Annotated in this window: 18 protein-coding genes and 2 pseudogenes; 12 read left to right on the top strand and 8 right to left on the bottom strand. The window is 69.6% G+C overall.

Translation table 11 applies throughout. The annotated features are described in order from the left end of the window. The first annotated feature begins 15 nt into the window (after window positions 1-15). The gene (gene panB / locus ACGFIV_RS04865) at window positions 16-864 is read left to right on the top strand and encodes a 3-methyl-2-oxobutanoate hydroxymethyltransferase (RefSeq protein WP_358558552.1); all 849 of its coding nucleotides are present in this window, start codon (window positions 16-18) and stop codon (window positions 862-864) included. 109 nt (window positions 865-973) lie between these two features. On the opposite strand, the gene ACGFIV_RS04860 is transcribed toward panB, so the two are convergent. Continuing rightward, window positions 974-1,222 carry a cell division protein CrgA gene (locus tag ACGFIV_RS04860; protein ID WP_392831994.1) on the bottom strand — a complete coding sequence of 83 codons (249 nt, stop codon included), beginning with the start codon at window positions 1,220-1,222 and terminating at the stop codon, window positions 974-976. A 398-nt stretch (window positions 1,223-1,620) separates the two neighbouring features. Between ACGFIV_RS04860 and ACGFIV_RS04855 the strand changes: the two genes are divergently transcribed. Both ACGFIV_RS04855 and ACGFIV_RS04850 read left to right on the top strand, forming a co-directional pair. Then, window positions 1,621-1,842 (top strand): DUF397 domain-containing protein, encoded by a 222-nt coding sequence (locus ACGFIV_RS04855; RefSeq protein ID WP_392831991.1) that lies wholly within the window; start codon window positions 1,621-1,623, stop codon window positions 1,840-1,842. 341 nt (window positions 1,843-2,183) lie between these two features. Then, window positions 2,184-2,489, top strand: a pseudogene (locus ACGFIV_RS04850) (leucine-rich repeat domain-containing protein); the annotation flags it as partial. 153 nt (window positions 2,490-2,642) lie between these two features. On the opposite strand, the gene ACGFIV_RS04845 reads toward ACGFIV_RS04850, so the two are convergent. Next, the gene (locus ACGFIV_RS04845) at window positions 2,643-2,900 is read right to left on the bottom strand and encodes a hypothetical protein (RefSeq protein ID WP_392831989.1); all 258 of its coding nucleotides are present in this window, start codon (window positions 2,898-2,900) and stop codon (window positions 2,643-2,645) included. Between ACGFIV_RS04845 and ACGFIV_RS04840 the strand changes: the two are divergent. Further along, window positions 2,784-3,119, top strand: a pseudogene (locus ACGFIV_RS04840) (leucine-rich repeat domain-containing protein); the annotation flags it as partial. The gene ACGFIV_RS04845 and the pseudogene ACGFIV_RS04840 sit on opposite strands and share 117 nt — an antisense overlap. On the opposite strand, the gene ACGFIV_RS04835 reads toward ACGFIV_RS04840, so the two are convergent. The 3 genes from ACGFIV_RS04835 to npdG all read right to left on the bottom strand — a co-directional run bounded on the left by ACGFIV_RS04835 (window position 3,117) and on the right by npdG (window position 6,215). Continuing rightward, window positions 3,117-4,106: a threonine/serine dehydratase gene (locus ACGFIV_RS04835; RefSeq protein WP_392831987.1), complete on the bottom strand. Its 990-nt coding sequence runs from the start codon at window positions 4,104-4,106 to the stop codon at window positions 3,117-3,119. The pseudogene ACGFIV_RS04840 and the gene ACGFIV_RS04835 sit on opposite strands and share 3 nt — an antisense overlap. 10 nt (window positions 4,107-4,116) lie before the next feature. After that, window positions 4,117-5,292, bottom strand: coding sequence for an aminotransferase class I/II-fold pyridoxal phosphate-dependent enzyme (locus ACGFIV_RS04830; protein WP_358552389.1), 1,176 nt, complete (start codon window positions 5,290-5,292; stop codon window positions 4,117-4,119). A gap of 251 nt (window positions 5,293-5,543) precedes the next feature. Further along, complete coding sequence (npdG, locus tag ACGFIV_RS04825; protein WP_392831983.1) at window positions 5,544-6,215, bottom strand: NADPH-dependent F420 reductase; 672 nt, start codon at window positions 6,213-6,215, stop codon at window positions 5,544-5,546. A 97-nt stretch (window positions 6,216-6,312) separates the two neighbouring features. Between npdG and ACGFIV_RS04820 the strand changes: the two genes are divergently transcribed. Both ACGFIV_RS04820 and ACGFIV_RS04815 read left to right on the top strand, forming a co-directional pair. Then, the gene (locus ACGFIV_RS04820) at window positions 6,313-6,897 is read left to right on the top strand and encodes a hypothetical protein (protein ID WP_358552385.1); all 585 of its coding nucleotides are present in this window, start codon (window positions 6,313-6,315) and stop codon (window positions 6,895-6,897) included. A 357-nt stretch (window positions 6,898-7,254) separates the two neighbouring features. Then, on the top strand, window positions 7,255-7,542 hold the full coding sequence (locus tag ACGFIV_RS04815; RefSeq protein ID WP_358552383.1) for a hypothetical protein: 288 nt from the start codon (window positions 7,255-7,257) through the stop codon (window positions 7,540-7,542). On the opposite strand, the gene ACGFIV_RS04810 is transcribed toward ACGFIV_RS04815, so the two are convergent. Further along, a complete protein-coding gene (locus ACGFIV_RS04810; protein WP_358552381.1) occupies window positions 7,539-7,721 on the bottom strand; it encodes a hypothetical protein in 183 nt (60 codons plus the stop codon). The two genes, ACGFIV_RS04815 and ACGFIV_RS04810, sit on opposite strands and share 4 nt — an antisense overlap. 103 nt (window positions 7,722-7,824) lie before the next feature. Between ACGFIV_RS04810 and map the strand changes: the two genes are divergently transcribed. Both map and ACGFIV_RS04800 read left to right on the top strand, forming a co-directional pair. Then, window positions 7,825-8,673: a type I methionyl aminopeptidase gene (gene map, locus ACGFIV_RS04805; protein WP_358552379.1), complete on the top strand. Its 849-nt coding sequence runs from the start codon at window positions 7,825-7,827 to the stop codon at window positions 8,671-8,673. A 38-nt stretch (window positions 8,674-8,711) separates the two neighbouring features. Further along, the gene (locus tag ACGFIV_RS04800) at window positions 8,712-10,400 is read left to right on the top strand and encodes a thiamine pyrophosphate-requiring protein (RefSeq protein WP_358552377.1); all 1,689 of its coding nucleotides are present in this window, start codon (window positions 8,712-8,714) and stop codon (window positions 10,398-10,400) included. 96 nt (window positions 10,401-10,496) lie between these two features. Here the strand turns inward: ACGFIV_RS04800 and ACGFIV_RS04795 are convergent, their stop codons facing one another. Beyond that, a complete protein-coding gene (locus ACGFIV_RS04795; protein ID WP_358552375.1) occupies window positions 10,497-11,006 on the bottom strand; it encodes a hypothetical protein in 510 nt (169 codons plus the stop codon). A 378-nt stretch (window positions 11,007-11,384) separates the two neighbouring features. Then, a complete protein-coding gene (locus ACGFIV_RS04790) occupies window positions 11,385-12,377 on the bottom strand; it encodes a LuxR C-terminal-related transcriptional regulator (protein ID WP_358552373.1) in 993 nt (330 codons plus the stop codon). Window positions 12,378-12,844: 467 nt separating this feature from the next. Here ACGFIV_RS04790 and ACGFIV_RS04785 point away from each other — a divergent pair, with 467 nt between their 5' ends. From ACGFIV_RS04785 to ACGFIV_RS04770, 4 genes are all read left to right on the top strand, one after another. Beyond that, the gene (locus ACGFIV_RS04785; protein ID WP_358552371.1) at window positions 12,845-13,663 is read left to right on the top strand and encodes a helix-turn-helix transcriptional regulator; all 819 of its coding nucleotides are present in this window, start codon (window positions 12,845-12,847) and stop codon (window positions 13,661-13,663) included. Continuing rightward, window positions 13,654-13,983 (top strand): DUF397 domain-containing protein, encoded by a 330-nt coding sequence (locus tag ACGFIV_RS04780; RefSeq protein WP_358552369.1) that lies wholly within the window; start codon window positions 13,654-13,656, stop codon window positions 13,981-13,983. Before ACGFIV_RS04785 ends, ACGFIV_RS04780 begins: the two co-directional genes overlap by 10 nt. Further along, the gene (locus ACGFIV_RS04775) at window positions 13,980-14,486 is read left to right on the top strand and encodes a GNAT family N-acetyltransferase (RefSeq protein ID WP_392831976.1); all 507 of its coding nucleotides are present in this window, start codon (window positions 13,980-13,982) and stop codon (window positions 14,484-14,486) included. Before ACGFIV_RS04780 ends, ACGFIV_RS04775 begins: the two co-directional genes overlap by 4 nt. A gap of 288 nt (window positions 14,487-14,774) precedes the next feature. Then, window positions 14,775-17,678 carry an ABC transporter substrate-binding protein gene (locus ACGFIV_RS04770; RefSeq protein ID WP_392831974.1) on the top strand — a complete coding sequence of 968 codons (2,904 nt, stop codon included), beginning with the start codon at window positions 14,775-14,777 and terminating at the stop codon, window positions 17,676-17,678. Window positions 17,679-17,705: the final 27 nt, after the last annotated feature.

The following is a 17,705-nucleotide window of genomic DNA, read 5'->3' as shown; positions in this document are numbered from 1 at the left end:
CTGGAGGGATCCACGATGTCCTCTACGTCAGTTTCCAGCTCGTCGACCGCGCTCTACGGCGGCAAAGCTGGGCGAAGAGTGACCGTCCGCGACATCTCAGCCGCCAAGGAGCGCGGTGAGAGATGGCCGATGGTCACCGCCTACGACGCGATGACGGCGAGAGTCTTCGACGAGGCCGGCATTCCGGTCATGCTCGTCGGCGATTCGGCGGCGATGGTGGTGTACGGCTACGACTCCACCCTTCCCGTCTCCGTCGACGACCTCATCCCGCTGACGGCCGCTGTGGTACGCGGCTCGTCGCGCGCGCTGGTGGTCGCCGACCTCCCGTTCGGCTCCTATCAGTCGTCACCCCAGCAGGCGCTGGAGTCGGCGGCCAGGTTCATGAAGGAGGCGGGCGCCCACGCGGTCAAACTGGAGGGCGGGCGCCGCGTCCTCCCGCAGATCGAGACGCTGGTCTCGGCCGGCATCCCCGTCATGGGCCACCTCGGCCTGACCCCGCAGTCGGTCAACGCCTTCGGCGGCTACCGCGTGCAGGGTCGCGGCCAGTCCGGCGACGAGCTCATGGCCGACGCCAAGGCCCTGGAGCACGCGGGAGCCTTCGCCGTCGTCCTCGAATGCGTGCCCGCCGACCTCGCCGCGCGGGTCACCTCCGCGCTGTCGGTGCCCACCATCGGCATCGGCGCGGGCCCCTCGTGCGACGCGCAGGTGCTCGTCTGGCAGGACCTCATGGGCCTCACCCCGCATCCGGCGAAGTTCGTGAAGAAGTACTTCGACCTGGCCGGGGAGATGGACCACGCGGTCCGCGCCTTCGCCGACGAGGTGGCCTCCGGCGCCTTCCCCACCGCGGAGCACAGCTACAGCTGACCTGCCCACTCCGGAGCCGGCACCCCCGGCTCCGGAGCCATCTCCCCAAGGGCCCACCATCGCGGCACGCCCCGGCGCGGACGTCCTTCGCGGAACGGCCTCGACGCCGTCAGGCCCGGCGGCGCGGCGCCACCGCCGCCTTCACCAGCAGGACCACCCCGAGCACCACGCCCGTGATGACGAGGGCGAACCCGATCAGCAGGTTCCAGTTCCCCAGGGCACCCAGAACCGGGGCCTCCGGGCTGACGTAGAAGCCGGCGATCCACAGAACACCGACGACCGGCAAGAGCACCGCGGTGAGAACCTGCCACCGCGATCCGCCCCCGACCGGTTTCCGACGAGCATCGGAATCGTCCACCGAATGACTCCTGTCCAGCGCCTCACGAACAAATCACCCTGAACGCTAGTCGCTTTCCGCGGGCCATGGTGAGGAATGACGATATAAAGGCCACTGCCCGCGTCCTCTGGCCGCCAATGCCCGCCGTATCTCCCGTTCAAAACGTCGAGCTGCATCACGGGAACCGCGAGGCCCCCCTTTTCACGCCATCTCGAACCAGACGAGCCGGCCGCTCCCGTCGTCTTTCCAGCCCCAAGATGACGAGAGTTCCCGGACCAGCCACAGGCCCCGGCCGCTCTCGCTGAGCGGGTCCACCTGTGCGGGAATCAGCGGGATCGCGCCGGAGGATCCCTCGTGATACGAGCAGAGGCATATCGTCCAGGTGACTCGCTCGAAAGAATCAAGGAAGCAGTGACTCTATGGACTCGAAGAACCTGACCTCGGCAGACCTCCCTGGCGCTGCGTGGAAGAAGAGCTCCCGCAGCGGCAATAGCGGCGGGAACTGTATTGAGGTCGCCGGCAATCTCCCTGGGCTTGTCGCCGTCCGTGACAGCAAGAATCCGGCCGGTCCGGTGCTCGTCTTCACCCCTGGGGAATGGACCACCTTCCTCGGCGACGTGAAGACCGGGCGGCTCGGCTAAGAAGCGCCTCCACTCCCAAAAGCCCTGTCCCAGCCACCTGCCGGGGGTACGACAAGTTCGTCCTTCCGGCAGGGTGGGTGCGCATCACACGCCAGAGGACCCGGCCTGGGTGAGGCACAGGTCACCGCCGAGGACGGCGCTACGTCGCCGAGCGGGCCATCTCCTGGACACCCGTGACCACGTTGACGATAGCGGAGTCCGGATCTGGCCACCCGACATGACTTACAAGTCGTTCTCCAGTGCCGGTCTCTAGCGTCATCCCCGATGCGGCCGAGGGGGCCGGAGACCGGTACGGCGCAGGGGCGAGCCCAGGCGCGTGAGCGACAAGGAGAAGAGAGCTCATGATGGAGCCCGAGGCAGGCCAGGCGATCGCCTTCACACGGATCACCGAGTGCCTGGAGAACGGATCGATCAGCCTCGACCTGTCCGGTCTCGGGCTGAGCACAGTGCCCGAGTCACTCGCCCAGCTCACCCACCTGATCTCGCTCGACATTCGTGGCAACCAGGTGACCACTCTGCCCGAGTCGCTGGGAAACCTCACCGCCCTCGAACGGCTCGACCTGGGCGGCAACCATTTGACCGCTCTCCCGGAATCGCTGGGGAACCTCACCGCCCTCGAACGGCTCGACCTGGGCGGCAACTTTTTGACCGCCCTGCCGGAATCGCTGGGGAACCTCACCGCCCTCAGATCGCTCTCCCTGAGCGGCATCCAACTGGCCGCCCCGCTGGAATCGCTGGGGAACTTCACCGCCCTCGAACAGCTCTCCCTGGGCGGCAACTATTTGACCACCCTGCCGGAGTCACTGGGAAACCTCACCGCCCTCAAATCGCTCTCCCTGAGCGGCGACCAACTGACCACCCTGCCGGAATCGCTGGGAAACCTCACCGCCCTCACCGAACTCGACCTGGAGGACAACCAGTTGACCGCTCTGCCCGAGTCGCTGGGACACCTCACCGCCCTCGCACAGCTCTCCCTGGGCGACAACCAACTGACCGCTCTGCCCGAGTCGCTGGGACACCTCACCGCCCTCGAACGACTCGACCTGAAGCGCAACCATTTGACCGCCCTGCCCAAGTCGCTGGGAAACCTCACCGCCCTCAAACGACTCGACCTGAACCGTAACCATTTGACCGCTCTACCCGAGTCGCTGGGAAACCTCACCGCCCTCGAACGACTCGACCTGAAGCGCAACCATTTGACCGCTCTACCCGAGTCACTGGGAAACCTCACCGCCCTCAAACGACTCGACCTGAACCGTAACCATTTGACCGCTCTACCCAAGTCGCTGGGAAACCTCACCGCCCTCAAACGGCTCAACCTGGGCGGCAACCATTTGACTTGCCACGAGGGTCGCCGGGTCGGTGTTGGCGCCGCAGACGAGGACGGCGACCCTCTCCCCCGGTTCTGGGACGTACGCGCCCGACCGCAGGGCCGCGAGGGCGGTGGCTCCCGCGTGCTCGGCCGCGATGCGGTGGTCGCGCCACAGCTCCTCGCGTGCCCGGACGATCGCGTCGTCGCCGACCAGGACCGCCCGCACGCCCGCCTCCCTCACGATGTCGAGGCCGATGCGCCCGATCCTGCTGGCTCCCAGCGCGTCGGCGGCGACCCCGCTCACCTCCACCTGGACCGGACCGCCGCCCCGCGCGAGGGCCTCGTGCAGCGTCGGGATGCGCTCGGGCTCCACGGCGACGACCCTGGCCGCGCCGGCCACCGCCGCCACGATGCCCCCGACCAGCCCGCCGCCGCCCACCGCGACCAGAATGGTGTCGACGCCCCCGGCCGCGCGGGCCTGTTCGAGGATCTCCAGGCCGACCGTGCCCTGCCCCGCCACCACCTCGGCCTGGTCGTAGGCGTGGATGTCCAGGGCGCCGGTGTCGGCCGCCCGCTTGGCCGACGCCTCGTACGCCTCGGCGAAGATCGCGCCGGTCTGGGTGACATGGGCGCCGAGGGCCCGGAGGCCGGCGACCTTGATCGGGGCGCAGATCTCGGGCACGAAGATCTCCGCCCGGACGCCGAGCACGCGGGCCGCGTACGCGACCGCCACCCCGTGGTTGCCCCCGCTCGCCGCGGTGACGCCCGACGCGGGCAGCCGGCCGGCGGAAAGGATGCGGTTGAAGGCTCCTCTGACCTTGAACGACCCCGCGTGCTGGAGCCCTTCCAGCTTGAGCAGGAGCCCGGGTTCCCCCTCCATCACCGGTGTGCGGCGGACGCGGCCGGCGATCCTGGCGGCGGCCCGCTCGATGTCCTCGCGTGTCACGGTCATCTGGTCGCTCCTACTGGCCGAGGGCCTGGACGAAGTCGGCCCACAGGTCCTCGGGGTGCTCGATGCCGACCGAGACGCGTACGGTGCCCTCGCCGATCCCCGATCGGCTCAGCTCTTCGGCGCTCAGCGTGCGATGCGAGGTCGTGGCCGGGTGCAGGATCAGCGTCTCGACCCCGCCCAGCGACGGGGCGAGTAGCGCCAGCCGTACCGAGCTCATGAACCTCTCGCCGGCCGCGCGACCACCGGTCAGGTCGAAGGAGAAGACGCCCCCGAAGTCGGGCAGGAGCTTGGCCGCGAGCTCGTAGGAGGGGTGTCCGGGCAGTCCCGGCCAGTGGACGGCGGTGACCGCGGGGTGCTCGGCCAGGCGGCCGGCGAGCAGGCGGGTGTTGTCGCAGTGCCGCGCCATGCGCAGGGGGAGCGTCTGCATGCCGCGCAGCGTCAGCCAGGCGGCGAAGGGGTCGGGAGTGGCGCCGAGCTTCGTGGAGAACGACCAGACCTTGCGGTACAGGGCGTCGTCGGCGAAGACCACGATGCCGCCGACCACGTCGCTGTGACCGCTCAGGTACTTCGTCGTGGAGTGGACCACGATGTCGGCGCCGTGTTCCAGCGGGCGGCACAGGACCGGCGAGGCGAAGGTGTTGTCCACCACGGAGAGAAGGCCCGCCTCGCGGGCGGCGGCGCACATGCCGGGAAGGTCGGCCACCTGGGTCATCGGGTTGGCGATGGTCTCAAGGTAGAGCAGCTTGGTCTCCGGACGTACGGCCTCACGCACCGCGGAGGGGTCGTCCTCGGGCACGTAGGTCACCGAGATCCCGAACCGGCCGACCAGGTCGGCGATCGTCGCGGCGGTCCCCCCGTAGAGCGCGGTCTGGGCGATCAGGTGGTCGCCGGGCTTGAGCAGCCCGAGCAGCACGCAGTTGATCGCGCCCATGCCCGAGCCTGTGGCGACGGCGGCCACTCCCCCCTCAAGGCCGGCGACGGCCTCTTCCAGAGAGCGCACCGTGGGGTTGCTGTGGCGCCCGTAGACGAAGGCGCCGTCGGGGCGGCCCATGCCGTCGGCGAAGACGGCCGGGTCGTCGAAGACGAATCCGGAGGTCTGGTACAGGGGGGTCGTCATCGGCGTACTGCCGTTCAGAGGCGCCTTGGGCAGGTGGACGGCCCGCGTGTCCGGGTGCAGGGAACTCATGTCGTCAAGGATGACCACAATGAGGGCACTTTGTCAGATCTGTTCGATCCGTGGACTCCTCCGGGTCGAAGGTGGCCACGTCCTCGAAGGGGTAGGCGTACTCGGCAGTGGGCCTGCCGGTACGGATGTCGACGGCCAGGATCCGGCCGACGCGGGACGTCTTGCCCGTCGTTCGCGCGTCCGTCCCGTGACCCCCGGGTGAACGCCACCGGAAGGACCCGATCATCGGGCCCCTCCATCCGGGACAGGGCTCAGACGTCGGTGACGCGGAGCCCGGCGTGGGCCTTGTAGCGGCGGTTGATGGAGATGAGGTTGGCGGTGAAGGCCTCGACCTGGTGGGCGTTGCGGAGCCTCCCGCCGTACACGCCCCGCACGCCGGGGATCCGCGCCGCCAGCGCCCGTACGGTGTCGGTGGCCTCGCGGTCGTCGCCGAGCACGAGCACGTCGAGGTCGACCTCGGCGACATCGGGGTCGAGCAGCAGGACGGCGGAGACGTGGTGGAAGGCGCCGACGACGCGGCTGCCGGGGAGGACGGCCGCCGCCTGCTGGGCGGCGCTGCCCTCTTCCACCTTCAGCGCGAAGGCGCCCTGCTTGTCGAAGCCGAGGGGGTTCACGCAGTCGACAACGATCTTGCCGGTCAGCTCGGAGCGCAGCGCCTCAAGGAGGGGCTTGTGCCCGTCGTACGGCACCGCCACGATCACGAGGTCGGCCTCGGAGGCGGCCGCGGCGTTGTCGGCGCCGCGCACGGGAAGGCCGGGCCCGAGGCTGTCGGCCGCCTCCTGGGCGCGCGAGGCGCTCCGCGACCCGATCACCACGGGGTGCCCCGCCAGCGCGAACCTGCGGGCCAGGCCCTTGCCCTGATCGCCTGTGCCGCCGAGGATCCCGATCGACAGGCCGCTGACATCCCGGAGCTCATCGCTCATGATCTCGCTCGTCTCCTTACTCGCCCCTGATTTCTCCAGATCATGCCAGGTGATTCTTCTCAGGACGGCGGCGGGGGCGGTGATGCACCATGGACCCATGGACGCTGCGTCGGTGGCATTCCTCCGCGAGGTGCTCTCCACGAGCGGGTGGGTGGAGCGCACCCGCGAGCTCGCGCTCTCCCTGCGCTCGACCCGCACCCCCGGAGGCCTGCTCGTCGTCGGCACGCCCGACGAGGAGCCGTGGCATCTGGCCGCGCACCTCGGTGACGAGGCCCGCGTCTCCGGGCTCGCGCAGCTCGCGCCCACGCTCGTCCGCTGGTCCCCGCCGCCCGGCGCCCCGCCGCACCTCGCGGTGGGCATCGACCGCATCGAGGCGGCGCGGCGGGGCGAGACCCTGTTCGTCGTCTCCGAGCGCAAGGCCCCGGTGCCGCTGCTCGAACGCGTCGACGACGCGCGGCGCACGGGGGCGACGATCCTCGCCCTCGACGGCGGCGACCCCGAGCTGGAGGGCCTGGCCCACGACGCGCTCGCGGTCCCGGCCGGGGACGGCCTGTTCACCTTCGACGCCGCCCAGCACCTGGTGAGCATGGCCGCCGGCGAGAGCCCGCGCTCACGCACCAGGCTGCTCGACCGGCTGGCCCGGCTCGCCGAGCGCATCACCGGCCCCCAGGTCGCCGACTGAGGCCGATCTTCCGGATCATCGTGGGCAATACGTTCACCAGGATGGGACGGGCTTCCGCTCGCTTCTGAACCCTGACCCCCCGCGTCGCATGCCTGCTCCGGAGCCCCAGGGGCCGCCCCGAGTATCGGCGTAGCGTGAGAACCGAGGGGGTCACGGGGGCTCCACGCGACGACCGCCGGCGTCGCGGAGCCGGGGCCGTGCGTGCGTCATCCCTCCGTACAGACCAGCTTCCGCATAGATTAAGGTGGTTTAACTTGCGCTTTACGGTCATACGCCTGACTTATGCAGATGTGTACACTCCTAGGCGCATGCGTCCTAATTTAGGGCGATCAATCCTGTTAAGTAGGGCCTGAGGCCGTGTTTCTTGTTCTCGAAATCCTGGGCATGCTCGGCGCCGGGGCGCTCCTTTACGCCTACGCCATGCTGTCGATGCGCAAGATGTCCGGTGACAGCCTGGCGTACCAGGTCATCAACCTGGGCGGCGCGGTCGCGCTCATGGTCAACTCGGCCGTCCACTTCGCGTGGCCTTCGGCGGTGCTGAACCTCATCTGGAGCGGCATCGGGCTGATGGCCCTCTGGCGGCTCGCCACCACGCGGCCGTGGAGGCGCCGGCAGTTCCCGGACGGCTCGTCGGCGGGACGCTAGTCGCCGTCCCACTCCTTGTCCTCTTCCCGCCAGGCCTTGTTGCGCGCGGCGGCCGTCCGCAACGCCGCCGCCGCCTCGTCGCGCGTGGGATAGGGCCCGAGACGGTCTTTGTTGGGGCAGCCCTTGTCGGGCTCGACCGCCATGTGCTTCAGGCAGAACCACCACTGGTCATCACTCATTTGCCCTCCTCGCCCGGCGGCCTCCAGCATGACGCCCGAAACGCCCGCCGTGCTCGCTCTCAGGGCAGATCCTGCCCCCTTGGAGCCGAACTAGACTTGGCGCATGACGACACTGCTCCGGCCCGGACGGCTCTCGCCCCCACGCAAGGTTCCCGCCCACATCGAGCGCCCGGAGTATGTCGGCCGCAAGGAGCCCCGCAGGGGCGAGTCCGACGTCCAGACGCCCGAGACGATCGAGCGCATGCGCGTCGCCGGGCGCATCGCCGCCCAGGCGCTGGAGGAGGTCGGCAGGCACGTCGCCCCCGGCGTGACGACCGACGAGCTCGACCGCATCGGCCACGAGTTCCTGTGCGACCACGGCGCCTACCCCTCCACGCTCGGCTACCGGGGTTATCCCAAGTCGCTGTGCACCTCGCTCAACGAGGTGATCTGCCACGGCATCCCCGACGACACCGTGCTCAACGACGGCGACATCATCAACATCGACATCACCGGTTACATCGGCGGGGTCCACGGCGACACCGACGCGACCTTCCTGGTCGGAGAGGTCGACGAGGAGTCGCGGCTGCTCGTGGAGCGCACCCGCGAGGCCATGATGCGCGCGATCAAGGCGGTGGCCCCCGGCCGCCAGCTCAACATCGTCGGCCGCGTCATCGCGGCGTACGCCAAGCGTTTCGGCTATGGCGTGGTCCGCGACTTCACCGGCCACGGCATCTCCACCTCGTTCCACTCCGGCCTGATCGTGCCGCACTACGACGACCCGTCCCTGTCGGTGACGCTGGTGCCCGGCATGACCTTCACGATCGAGCCCATGCTGACCCTCGGCACCATCGAGTACGACGTCTGGGCCGACGGCTGGACCGCCGTGACCAAGGATCGCAAGCGCACCGCCCAGTTCGAGCACACGATCGTCGTCACCGACACCGGCAGCGAGATCCTCACGCTCCCGTGACCTACGGCCGGATGACGTCATATACGAGGAGAACGCGCGTGGACGAGTTCCAGCCGGCGACCACCGCTGAGCACCTGCTCTGGCTGCTCGCCCAGCACGGCGTCGAGCACCTCTTCCTCAACCCCGGCACGGACTCCGCCCCGCTCCAGGAGGCGGTCGCCACGCTCGCCAAGGCGGAGGTGGCCATCCCGAAGATCATCACCTGCTCCTTCGAGTCGGTGGCCCTCGCGGCGGCGCACGGCTACTGGCAGGTGACCCGCCGCCCGCAGTGCGTCTTCGTCCACGTGGACGTGGGCACGCAGAACCTCGGCGCCATGATGCACAACGCGCTGCGGGACCGCGCCGGGGTGATCGTCATCGCGGGCAGGACCCCCTACGCCGAGGAGCCGGACTCCCCCGGCGGGCGCTCGCACACGATCCACTGGCAGCAGGACGTGCCCGACCAGGCCGGCACGGTCCGCGGCTACGCCAAGTGGGTCGTGGAGGTCACCCGGCCCACGATGCTCGCCCGCGCCGTCGGCCGCGCCGTGCAGGTGGCGACGGGTGGCCTGCCGGGCCCGGCGTACCTCATGGTCTCCCGTGACGTCCTCATGGACCCGCCCGCGCGCGACCTCGGCCGTACCACCGGGTACGCCGTCCCGCGCCCTCCGGCGGCCGACGCCGACACCGTGCGATGGATCGCCGAGCGGCTGGTGGAGGCCGAGCGGCCCCTGCTCATCACGGCGAAGGCGGGGCGGCGTCCCGAGGGCTTCCTGTCGGTCACCCGCCTCGCCGACCTGGCCGGGGTCCGGGTGGTCGACCTCGCGGAGAGCGGATGCCTCAACATCTCGACGTCCCATCCGATGAACCTCCTGACTGCGGCCGGCGGGCAGCGGGCGGTCGAGGAGGCGGACCTGATCCTCGTCGTGGACGCCGACGTGCCGTGGATCCCGAGGTTCACCCGGCCACGGGACGACGCCACGATCGTCCACATCGACGCCGACCCGCTGAAGACCGACATGCCGATGTGGACGTTCCCCGCCGACGTGGCCGTGACGGCCGACGGCGCCACCGCGCTCGGCCAGATCGTCGAGCGACTGGAGGAGACGGGCCGCACCATGCCCCCCGCCCGGCGGCCGGAGGCGGCCCCTCCCCCCGCGGTCGCGGCCCCGGCGGAGGGGCCGATCACGGCGCATGAGGTGGTCAGCGCGCTGAACGACGTGCTGCGCGCGGACGACCTGGTGGTGGAGGAGGCCGTGACCAACGCCCGCGTCCTGCACGAGGTCCTGGACCGCAGCAGGCCCGCCACGATGTACGGCACGGGGTCGCCCGGTCTCGGCTGGGGGCTCGGCGGGGCGGTCGGGGTGAGCATGGCCTCACCGGGGAGCCGGGTGGTGACCGTGCTCGGCGACGGCGGCTTCATGTTCGGCGTGCCGACGGCGGCGCTGTGCCTCGCCGCCGAGGCGAGCGCCCCGATCATGGCGGTGGTGCTGAACAACGACGGCTACCGGGCCAGCAGGCTGCCCGTCTTCGAGCTCTTCCCGCAGGGGGTCTCGGCCGCCCGGGGCGACGCCGAGGGCACGCGCTTCAGCGCGCCACCCGACCTCGCCGCGGTGGCCCGCGCGTGCCACGCCCACGGCGAGACCGTCACCGACCGCGCCGATCTGGTCTCCGCCCTGCGACGCGGGCTGAGCGCCGTCGAGTCGGGCCGGTCCGCGGTCGTGGACGTCCGCATCACCCGCGACTGAACCTCCCGCACGGGCCTCCGGCCATGAAATCCCGTCGTACGTCCGTTTCGTCACCCCCCGCCTGGCGACGAAACGGACGTACGACCTCAAGGAGGCTCAGCGCCGGCTCACCTCGCCGGCGTCGGCGCGCTCGGCCCGCCCCTGCGCCGCCCGCGAGAGAGCGCGGAACACCCGCTCGCGGCGCCGGAGCAGCTTCGCCGGGTGACACGGCATTCCCATCTTCATGGAGAGAACGTTGGTGGAGGAGGACGCGCCGAGGCCTCCCACCGCGGGAAGCCGGATGCCGGCTACATGCTCGGCGCGGCCGGTCACCCGGCAGCCCTCCGAGCCCGGCAGGCCTCCCACCTCGAATTCCATCACTCCCGCCCTGCACGCGAACGCGAACCGCAGCCCGTCCACGGTCGGTACGACCTTCGCGGTTCTCCCCGCCATTCTTTCCCACGTCGTCAGACCGGCCCCCGCCACGATCTCTGCTGCCCTTTCCGGAGTGAGCGGGAAATCGCCGGCGACGGACTCCAGCGCGTCGCTCTCCTGGCGGTTCCTCCAGGAGAACATGATTCCGGAAAACAGCATGATCGCGAGGATGGCGATGGTCAACCCCTCCAAAGCCGGCTCCTTGCCTGCGCCCGTACCGCGTACGACTTCGCGCGACCGCCGCTCACTGGAATGCCGCCAGGTACGGGCAATGCCCTCCCTCATGACATAAGGACAATATCTGTACGGATCTGCGAAAGCGCACCCATCTAGGAGGGGTTTTCTGCGGGTGGGCGCCAGTACTTAGTACTACCCGCGCTCAGCGGGTGAACTCCTGTGAACCGTGGGTGACGGAATAGCCGAATACGGTCCGGGGAAAGCCGCAAGCACGTCCCTCGAACGTGCAGCTGCACGTTTATTGCATCCCGAAGGCAACAAACGTGTACGTGGCCGATGCCCCGATCCCCGGGTCGTCCGGTGGGGCGTCTCCCGTGCCCGCCGGTGGTGCCGCTAGTCGAAGAAATGCTCCAGCCTCGCCGCGATACCCGAACGCTGCTCGACCCCGAGTTTGCGCAATATCCGGGAGACGTGTCCTTTGATGGTGGATTCGGTGACGAAAACGCGGGCGGCGATCTCCTTGTTCGTCATGCCTCCACGGGCGATCAGAAAGGCGATCTCCCTTTCCTTGGAGGACAGCGAGTTGAGGAGGTTCTCGGCGTGGACCGACGGCCGCGAGATGATGTCCATCGTCTTGGTCTGCCCCTGCTCGCACTGCTGCCTTAGTTCCGCGACCAGGCGCGCCAGCCCGCGCTCGCCGATCGGGACGGCCTCTTCGAGCACGCAGATCCTGGCGTGGAGGCCGGCGAGGAGCTCCGAGACGTCCTGGACCACCTCGGCGACCGAGGGCTGGTCGTTCTCCGCCCCGCCGTCCACGGGAACCGCCAGTTCCCTGCGGTTGAGGTCGTCCTCCCGCTCCCGCGCCAGCACCGTCATGACGGACCTCGCCGTCCACTCGAACGCCCGCACGTGCTCGTCGGTGTAGGCGTTGCTCTTGTAGGTCTGGATGGACGCGAGGCCGATCACCTGCGGGACGCCGGTCCTGGTCTCGAACAGCGGGATCGTGATGGCGTCGGCCGAGACCCGCTCCTCGTCGCCGAACGATACGCCGCGATGCAGCAGCAGGCCGGTGTCCATGGCGAAGGTGTACGGGCGGCGGTGTTCCAGGATCCACGCGGCCTGCCCCTTCGGCCCGTACCCGAAGACCTCAGGGGGGATGTACCTCTTGAAGGCGATGGTGTCGTCGAAGGTGTACGGGTAGACGATCTTCCGGCCTTCCCGGTAGAACCCCACGTAGAACGCGTCCACGCCGCAGATCACGCTCATGGCGTAGCGCCAGTAGTCGAACAGGGCGTGATGGTTCCCCATGCGCGCGCGAAGCCCTCGATCGGCCTGGCTCAGGGACGCCGCCACGGCCGGTGAGAACCCGTGGCTCGAACGAGGCACCAACACTCGCCCTCCCATGCCTGGCGTCCCGATGACCGAATCCCCAAAGAACGCGGGGCGTAGCTGTGAGCCTTACTGACTGACGCCCGTCTCGTCATCATTTCTGCCGATCTGGTGTCATTAAGAGATCATTCCGCACCCCGCGGGGAGAGATCCGACATGGGGCACCCGCCCCCCGCACGCCGCTCACCTGGGCCGATGCGCTCTTGTTATGGCGCGACGGCCTTGGGGTCTCGATGGATTCGAAAGGTGACGCTCCGCACACCCTGACGGCGCGAGGATTCGAGCGAGTCAAGGCCCCGCCGGCCGCGTCCCGCGCTTTCGCGCACAAGGAGCGGCCGAATTCGTCAACGTCCATTACCTTGAGTAGCCGAATAGCTACATGTAGGAGTTGTCTCCTACATGGAACGGTCGTCGCCTGCCGCGACATCCCCGGAGGCCGGAGCGAGGAGTTTGAAATGCCGCATATGACGAAAATCAACCCTGAGGAATCCGCGCGCGCCCGTTTCGCGTACGAGCTCCAGCGCCACCGCCTTCTCGCGAAGCTCACCCAGGGTCAGCTCGGCCACCGCATCGGCTTCTCCGGCAGCCTCGTCGGCGCCGTCGAGAACCTCAAGCGCACTCCCAGCGACGATTTCGCCAAGCGCTGCGACGCCGTCTTCGGCCTCGACGGGGTGCTCGCCACCCTCCACCTCGAAGGCTGGCCGCCCCCTCCCCCGGTTCCCGACCACTTCCGCGACTGGACCGTCGAGGAGCGCCGGGCGACGGCGCTCCAGGCATGGGATCCACTGCTGGTCCCCGGCATCTTCCAGATCGAGCCGTATGCCAGGCGGGTCTTCTCGCGCGCCCCCGGCAGCCCGCCCGAGGAGGTGGAGGAGCGGGTCAGGGGCCGCATGCAGCGCAGGCACATCCTGTCCCAGGAGAGCCCGCCCGCGATCCTCAGCCTGATCGACGAGGGAGTCCTTCGCCGGCCCATCGGCGGCGCCGAGGTGATGCGCGCGCAGCTGGAGTACCTTCTCGAAATCGCCCGGCACCCGAAGGTGACCATCCAGATCGTCCCCTTCGACGCGGAGGCGATCCCCGGGCTGCTTGCCGGTTTTGTTATAGCCGAACAGCGAGGCACACCTTATACGGTATATGTGGATTCAATTCCGGATGGCCGTACGATGAATGAGCGAAACGTGATCGCATCGCTCACCACTCGCTACGACGCCATCAGGTCCGAGGCCTACCCACAGTCCCTCTCGCTCAAGGTGATAAAGGAAGCAGCGGACAAATGGACTTAAGCATGGCGCAGTGGTGCAAATCAACCTTCAGCGGTGACAACGGCGGCCACTGCGTCGAGGTGGCGAGCAACCTTCCCGGTTCGATCGCCGTGCGCGACTCCAAGGATCCCGGCGGCCCTGCCCTGATTTTCCCTCCCACCCAATGGTCTTTATTTATCAATAGCATGAAAAAAGGGAAATGTCCGCCCACAGGGCGGCGCTTCCCCTCGGCAAGGCCCCCGTCACGCCCGCCCGCCCGCGACGCCCGCCAGGGCCGGTCATCTCGCGAGACGGATAACGACTGTTCACCGGGCTCCGCTCCGGCGACAATGACGCGATGAGCATCCGTGTGGCCGGCATCGACGAGCTTTCCCTCCTCCAGGACATCGAGCGTGCGGCCGGGCTGGCCTTCGACGACATCGGCATGCCGGCGATCGCCGCCGACGAGCCCCTCCCCCTCGACGTCCTGGCCGGCTACCAGCGCGCCGGGCGGGCGTGGGTGAAGGCCGACTCCGGCAACCGGCCGGTCGCCTACCTCATCGCGGATGTGATCGACGGCAGCCTCCACCTGGAACAGGTCTCCGTGCATCCGGCCTCGGCGCGTCACGGCATGGGCCGCTCGCTCATCGAGCACGCCGCGGCCTACGCCAGGGACGAGGGCATTCCCGCCCTCACCCTGATCACGTTCACGCGGGTGCCGTGGAACGCCCCGTACTACGAGCGCTGCGGGTTCTGGTACCTCGACGACGCCGAGCTGACACCGGGGCTGCGCGCCCTGCGCCGTAAGGAGGCCGCGCACGGCCTGGACCGCTGGCCCCGGGCCTGCATGCGCCGCGACCTCTGATACGCCGACATTTCGGCATTGGTATTGCGGTAATAACGGACGCGCGAAATCAAAGGCGAGCGTTCCACCCGCGAATAAGGCGACCGAACCCCCGCCGGCTTGCCTTGCGACCTATGCTGGACAGAGCGACGCCCTGCATATCCACCCATATGCACAAAGACCGATCATGGGGGGTCACTCCACACGGAATCAGGCATCCCCAAAACCAGTGGAAACCACTCATATCCATTCTTTCAGAACGCCGGAAAGCGAGCCCGACAAGCCCCTGTCGATCCGGAGCAGACCGAAGTGACCTCAGCAGTGCCTTCCTCCCCGTTCCCGGGAGACCCGGTCGCCCCGGCGCCGATCTCCCCGCCCCCCGGCGACATCGGTGTGATCTCGAAACACGACCCCGACGAGAGCTACCGACGGCGGCACGAGGGCATCCGCGAGTTCCTGCGCGTCTTCGACCAGATGCGCGTCCGCCCCACCTGGCGGAACGGGGACCTGCCGGTGCCGGTCCTCTGGGTCACCGGGCCGTACACCGCGACGACCTCCGTCACCCAGGCCCTGGAAGCGCGGTGCGACGGCACCCCGTTCGCCCACCTCGGCCCCACGCTGGACGTGGAGGAGGTCGCGCCGCCCGTCCGGGAGCGCCACACGCCGCCGTACGCCGCGCTGGTGACGCAGCTGCGGCAGGCCACGCGGGACCTCGCCGCCGTCGCCCCGCCCGGTGAGGCGCACCTGCGGTTCCCCCTGTTCGCGCAGGTGCTGTGGCTGCTCGACCTCCAGGTGACCGACGACGAGCCCGACCGGCTCCACGACGGGGTGAAGAGGGCCGTCCGGCAGCGCCGCAGGCAGATCCGGGCGGGCACGGGCCAGGATCGGCGGAACTTCTGGGCCAACGTGCGGGCCTACTCCGAGGGCCCGCTGCCCGCGTGGGCCGCCGCCACCGCCCTGCTGGGCGCGGGGTGGGCCGACCAGCTCACCACCCTGTTCGGGGTGTGCGCGATCCTCGCGGGACCGGTCATCGGGTCGCTGCACGTGCTGCTGATGTCCCGCAGCTGGGCCGGGCGCCGCCGCTACATGTGGTTCCGCCGCCAGCCCTACCTCATGCCGGGGCAGCGCAGGAACCAGCCGCACGACATCACGGGGTTCGCCGTGCGCCTGCTCCAGGCGCGGGGCCGCGCCGAGGCCGTCCCCCTGTACGAGGCCGGGTCCGCCGAGGACCGCAAGAGGCAGGAGGCCGTCCAGGCCAACGAGGGCATCGAGCACCTGCTGGTGAACGCCTTCCTCGAAGATCTCCGGCAGGGGTACGAGCGGCGGCTGTGGAAGGTCTGGCGGCGGGTCGCGTGGGCCCGCACGTCCTATCCCGTCCTGCTGGTGGACGGTGGCGTCACCCGCCTGGTCACGCGCATCGAGGAGGTACGGGCCGCCACGTGCCTGCCCGACCCGCTGCTCGTCGTCGTGACCGGCCCGGGCGGCGCCGGGGGCCCGTCCTCCGGGACGCCCTCCGCCGTCCGCGCTCCCGTGATGGCGGGACGCCCCGAGCTCACCGAGGAGCTGTGGCAGCGGTGGGGCGCGGAGCTGGCCAGGGACCGCGCCGTGGGATCCCACCGCGTGCTGCGGATCGAGATGGAGGCCAAGGACGCCCCGATCCTTGAGAAGATCAACGTTCCGGTCCGCGGGCGGCGGCGTCCCGCGCTGGCGCATCCGGTCCTGCCGTGGCTGGTGGTGACGGCGCTGGTCTCCCTGTCGTTCGTCCGCGTGCTGGCGTCGGCCACCACCAACTGCGGCCCCGGCATCTGGCGCGCCTCCACCGGCGAGTGCATCGGCATCGGCGACGGCGACTTCGTCTTCGACGCGCACCTCTCCCGCATGCTCGGGGTGATCGACGAGCAGAACCGCGCCATCCTCTCCTCCGGCCATCCGTACGCGACGGTGATCTACTTCGGGAAGCTCACCACCACGGGGAGGTCGTCGGCCGGCGCCGCCGATCCGATCACCGACATCCACGGCGAGCTCGCCGGCCTCGCCCTGGAGCAGCGCAAGCTGATCGACAACAGCGGCGACGGCAGCAAGCTGCAGATGCGGATCCTCATCGCGAACGCGGGAGCCGACTTCCGCTTCGCCGAGGACGTCGCCAAGGAGGCGCTGCGCAGGATCCAGGACGATCCGACCGTCATCGGCGTGGTCGGGCTGGGTGAGAGCAGGCAGCAGGTGCAGACCGCGATCCAGCTTCTCGCCCGCAAGGCCATCCCGCTGATCAGCACCACCGCGACGTTCGACGATCTCGGACGCCGCCAGAGCGGCGACGCCTACGTCCCCTCCTTCTTCCCGTTGGCCACCCCGAACAGCCTGCTGGCCACCGTGGCCGCGCGCTGGGCGCGCGAGGGCCTCCCCGCGCAGGGCATCCCGCCCGCCCGCACGGCGGCGGTCTTCACCGACACCATGCTGAGCGACCTGTTCAGCAGGGACCTCGGCGCCAGGTTCGTCCGCGCCTTCGGCAAGGGGGCGACGTCGGTCGGGTACACCAACGCGGCCGGTCTGGAGGAGAAGGTCACCGAGGTGTGCACCCGGCCGGAGAAGCCCGACCTGGTCTACTACGCCGGGCGGACCGCGCAGTTCGGGGCCTTCGTCGACGCGATCGCCAAGTCGCAGTGCCACCAGCTGACGGTCATGGCCAACGACGACATCACCCAGTACGTCAACGACCACGAGCCGCAACTCGGCCGCAACAACCGCGTGCGGGTCACCTACGTCGCGCTGGCGTCGCCGAGCGCCTGGGCGTCCGTGCCCCGGCAGTTCAGGACCGACTTCTTCCAGAAGTTCGACGCGCTGGTCACCTCGCTCGGCATGCAGAAGCTGGCCGGGACCCAGCAGCCGTCCAAGGAGTACGCGGTGCAGGCGCAGGACGCGGCGGAGGCGCTCATGCGGGCGGCCCAGGTGGCGTTCTCCGGCCAGGGAGGCCCCTCGACGGCCGACGGGCGGCCGGACGTGGTCGAACGGGGAGGCGTGCTGCTGGCGCTGGAGAAGCTGGAGGAGATCGACGGCGACAGCGGGCTGGTGAAGCTGCACGGCGCCCCCGACGGGCGGCACGCCCTCGACCGTCCGATCCTGCTGGTCACCGTGAACCCGGCCGGGCAGCAGGTCGTGATCCGCCAGTGCGGCCGCCTCTACGCGCAGCAGCCCCCGAGCCCCACCTGTGACTGAGGGCCCCGCCATCCGATCGAACGCCCG

Origin of the sequence: Sphaerisporangium sp. NPDC049003 (assembly GCF_043197795.1) — a bacterium.
Lineage (GTDB): Bacteria > Actinomycetota > Actinomycetes > Streptosporangiales > Streptosporangiaceae > Sphaerisporangium.
Note: the sequence above shows the minus strand (reverse complement) of the source record. Positions and strands in the feature narration are given on the sequence as shown.

Excerpts from the sequence above, each read along its gene's own strand:
- map (WP_358552379.1), top strand. The coding sequence starts at position 7,825 with ATGACGACACTGCTCCGGCCCGGACGGCTCTCGCCCCCACGCAAGGTT.
- ACGFIV_RS04820 (WP_358552385.1), top strand. The coding sequence starts at position 6,313 with ATGGACGCTGCGTCGGTGGCATTCCTCCGCGAGGTGCTCTCCACGAGC.
- ACGFIV_RS04830 (WP_358552389.1), bottom strand. The coding sequence starts at position 5,292 with ATGAGTTCCCTGCACCCGGACACGCGGGCCGTCCACCTGCCCAAGGCG.
- ACGFIV_RS04810 (WP_358552381.1), bottom strand. The coding sequence starts at position 7,721 with ATGAGTGATGACCAGTGGTGGTTCTGCCTGAAGCACATGGCGGTCGAG.
- ACGFIV_RS04855 (WP_392831991.1), top strand. The coding sequence starts at position 1,621 with ATGGACTCGAAGAACCTGACCTCGGCAGACCTCCCTGGCGCTGCGTGG.
- ACGFIV_RS04835 (WP_392831987.1), bottom strand. The coding sequence starts at position 4,106 with ATGACCGTGACACGCGAGGACATCGAGCGGGCCGCCGCCAGGATCGCC.
- npdG (WP_392831983.1), bottom strand. The coding sequence starts at position 6,215 with ATGAGCGATGAGCTCCGGGATGTCAGCGGCCTGTCGATCGGGATCCTC.
- ACGFIV_RS04785 (WP_358552371.1), top strand. The coding sequence starts at position 12,845 with ATGACGAAAATCAACCCTGAGGAATCCGCGCGCGCCCGTTTCGCGTAC.
- ACGFIV_RS04845 (WP_392831989.1), bottom strand. The coding sequence starts at position 2,900 with ATGGTTGCGCTTCAGGTCGAGTCGTTCGAGGGCGGTGAGGTGTCCCAG.
- ACGFIV_RS04780 (WP_358552369.1), top strand. The coding sequence starts at position 13,654 with ATGGACTTAAGCATGGCGCAGTGGTGCAAATCAACCTTCAGCGGTGAC.
- panB (WP_358558552.1), top strand. The coding sequence starts at position 16 with ATGTCCTCTACGTCAGTTTCCAGCTCGTCGACCGCGCTCTACGGCGGC.
- ACGFIV_RS04775 (WP_392831976.1), top strand. The coding sequence starts at position 13,980 with ATGAGCATCCGTGTGGCCGGCATCGACGAGCTTTCCCTCCTCCAGGAC.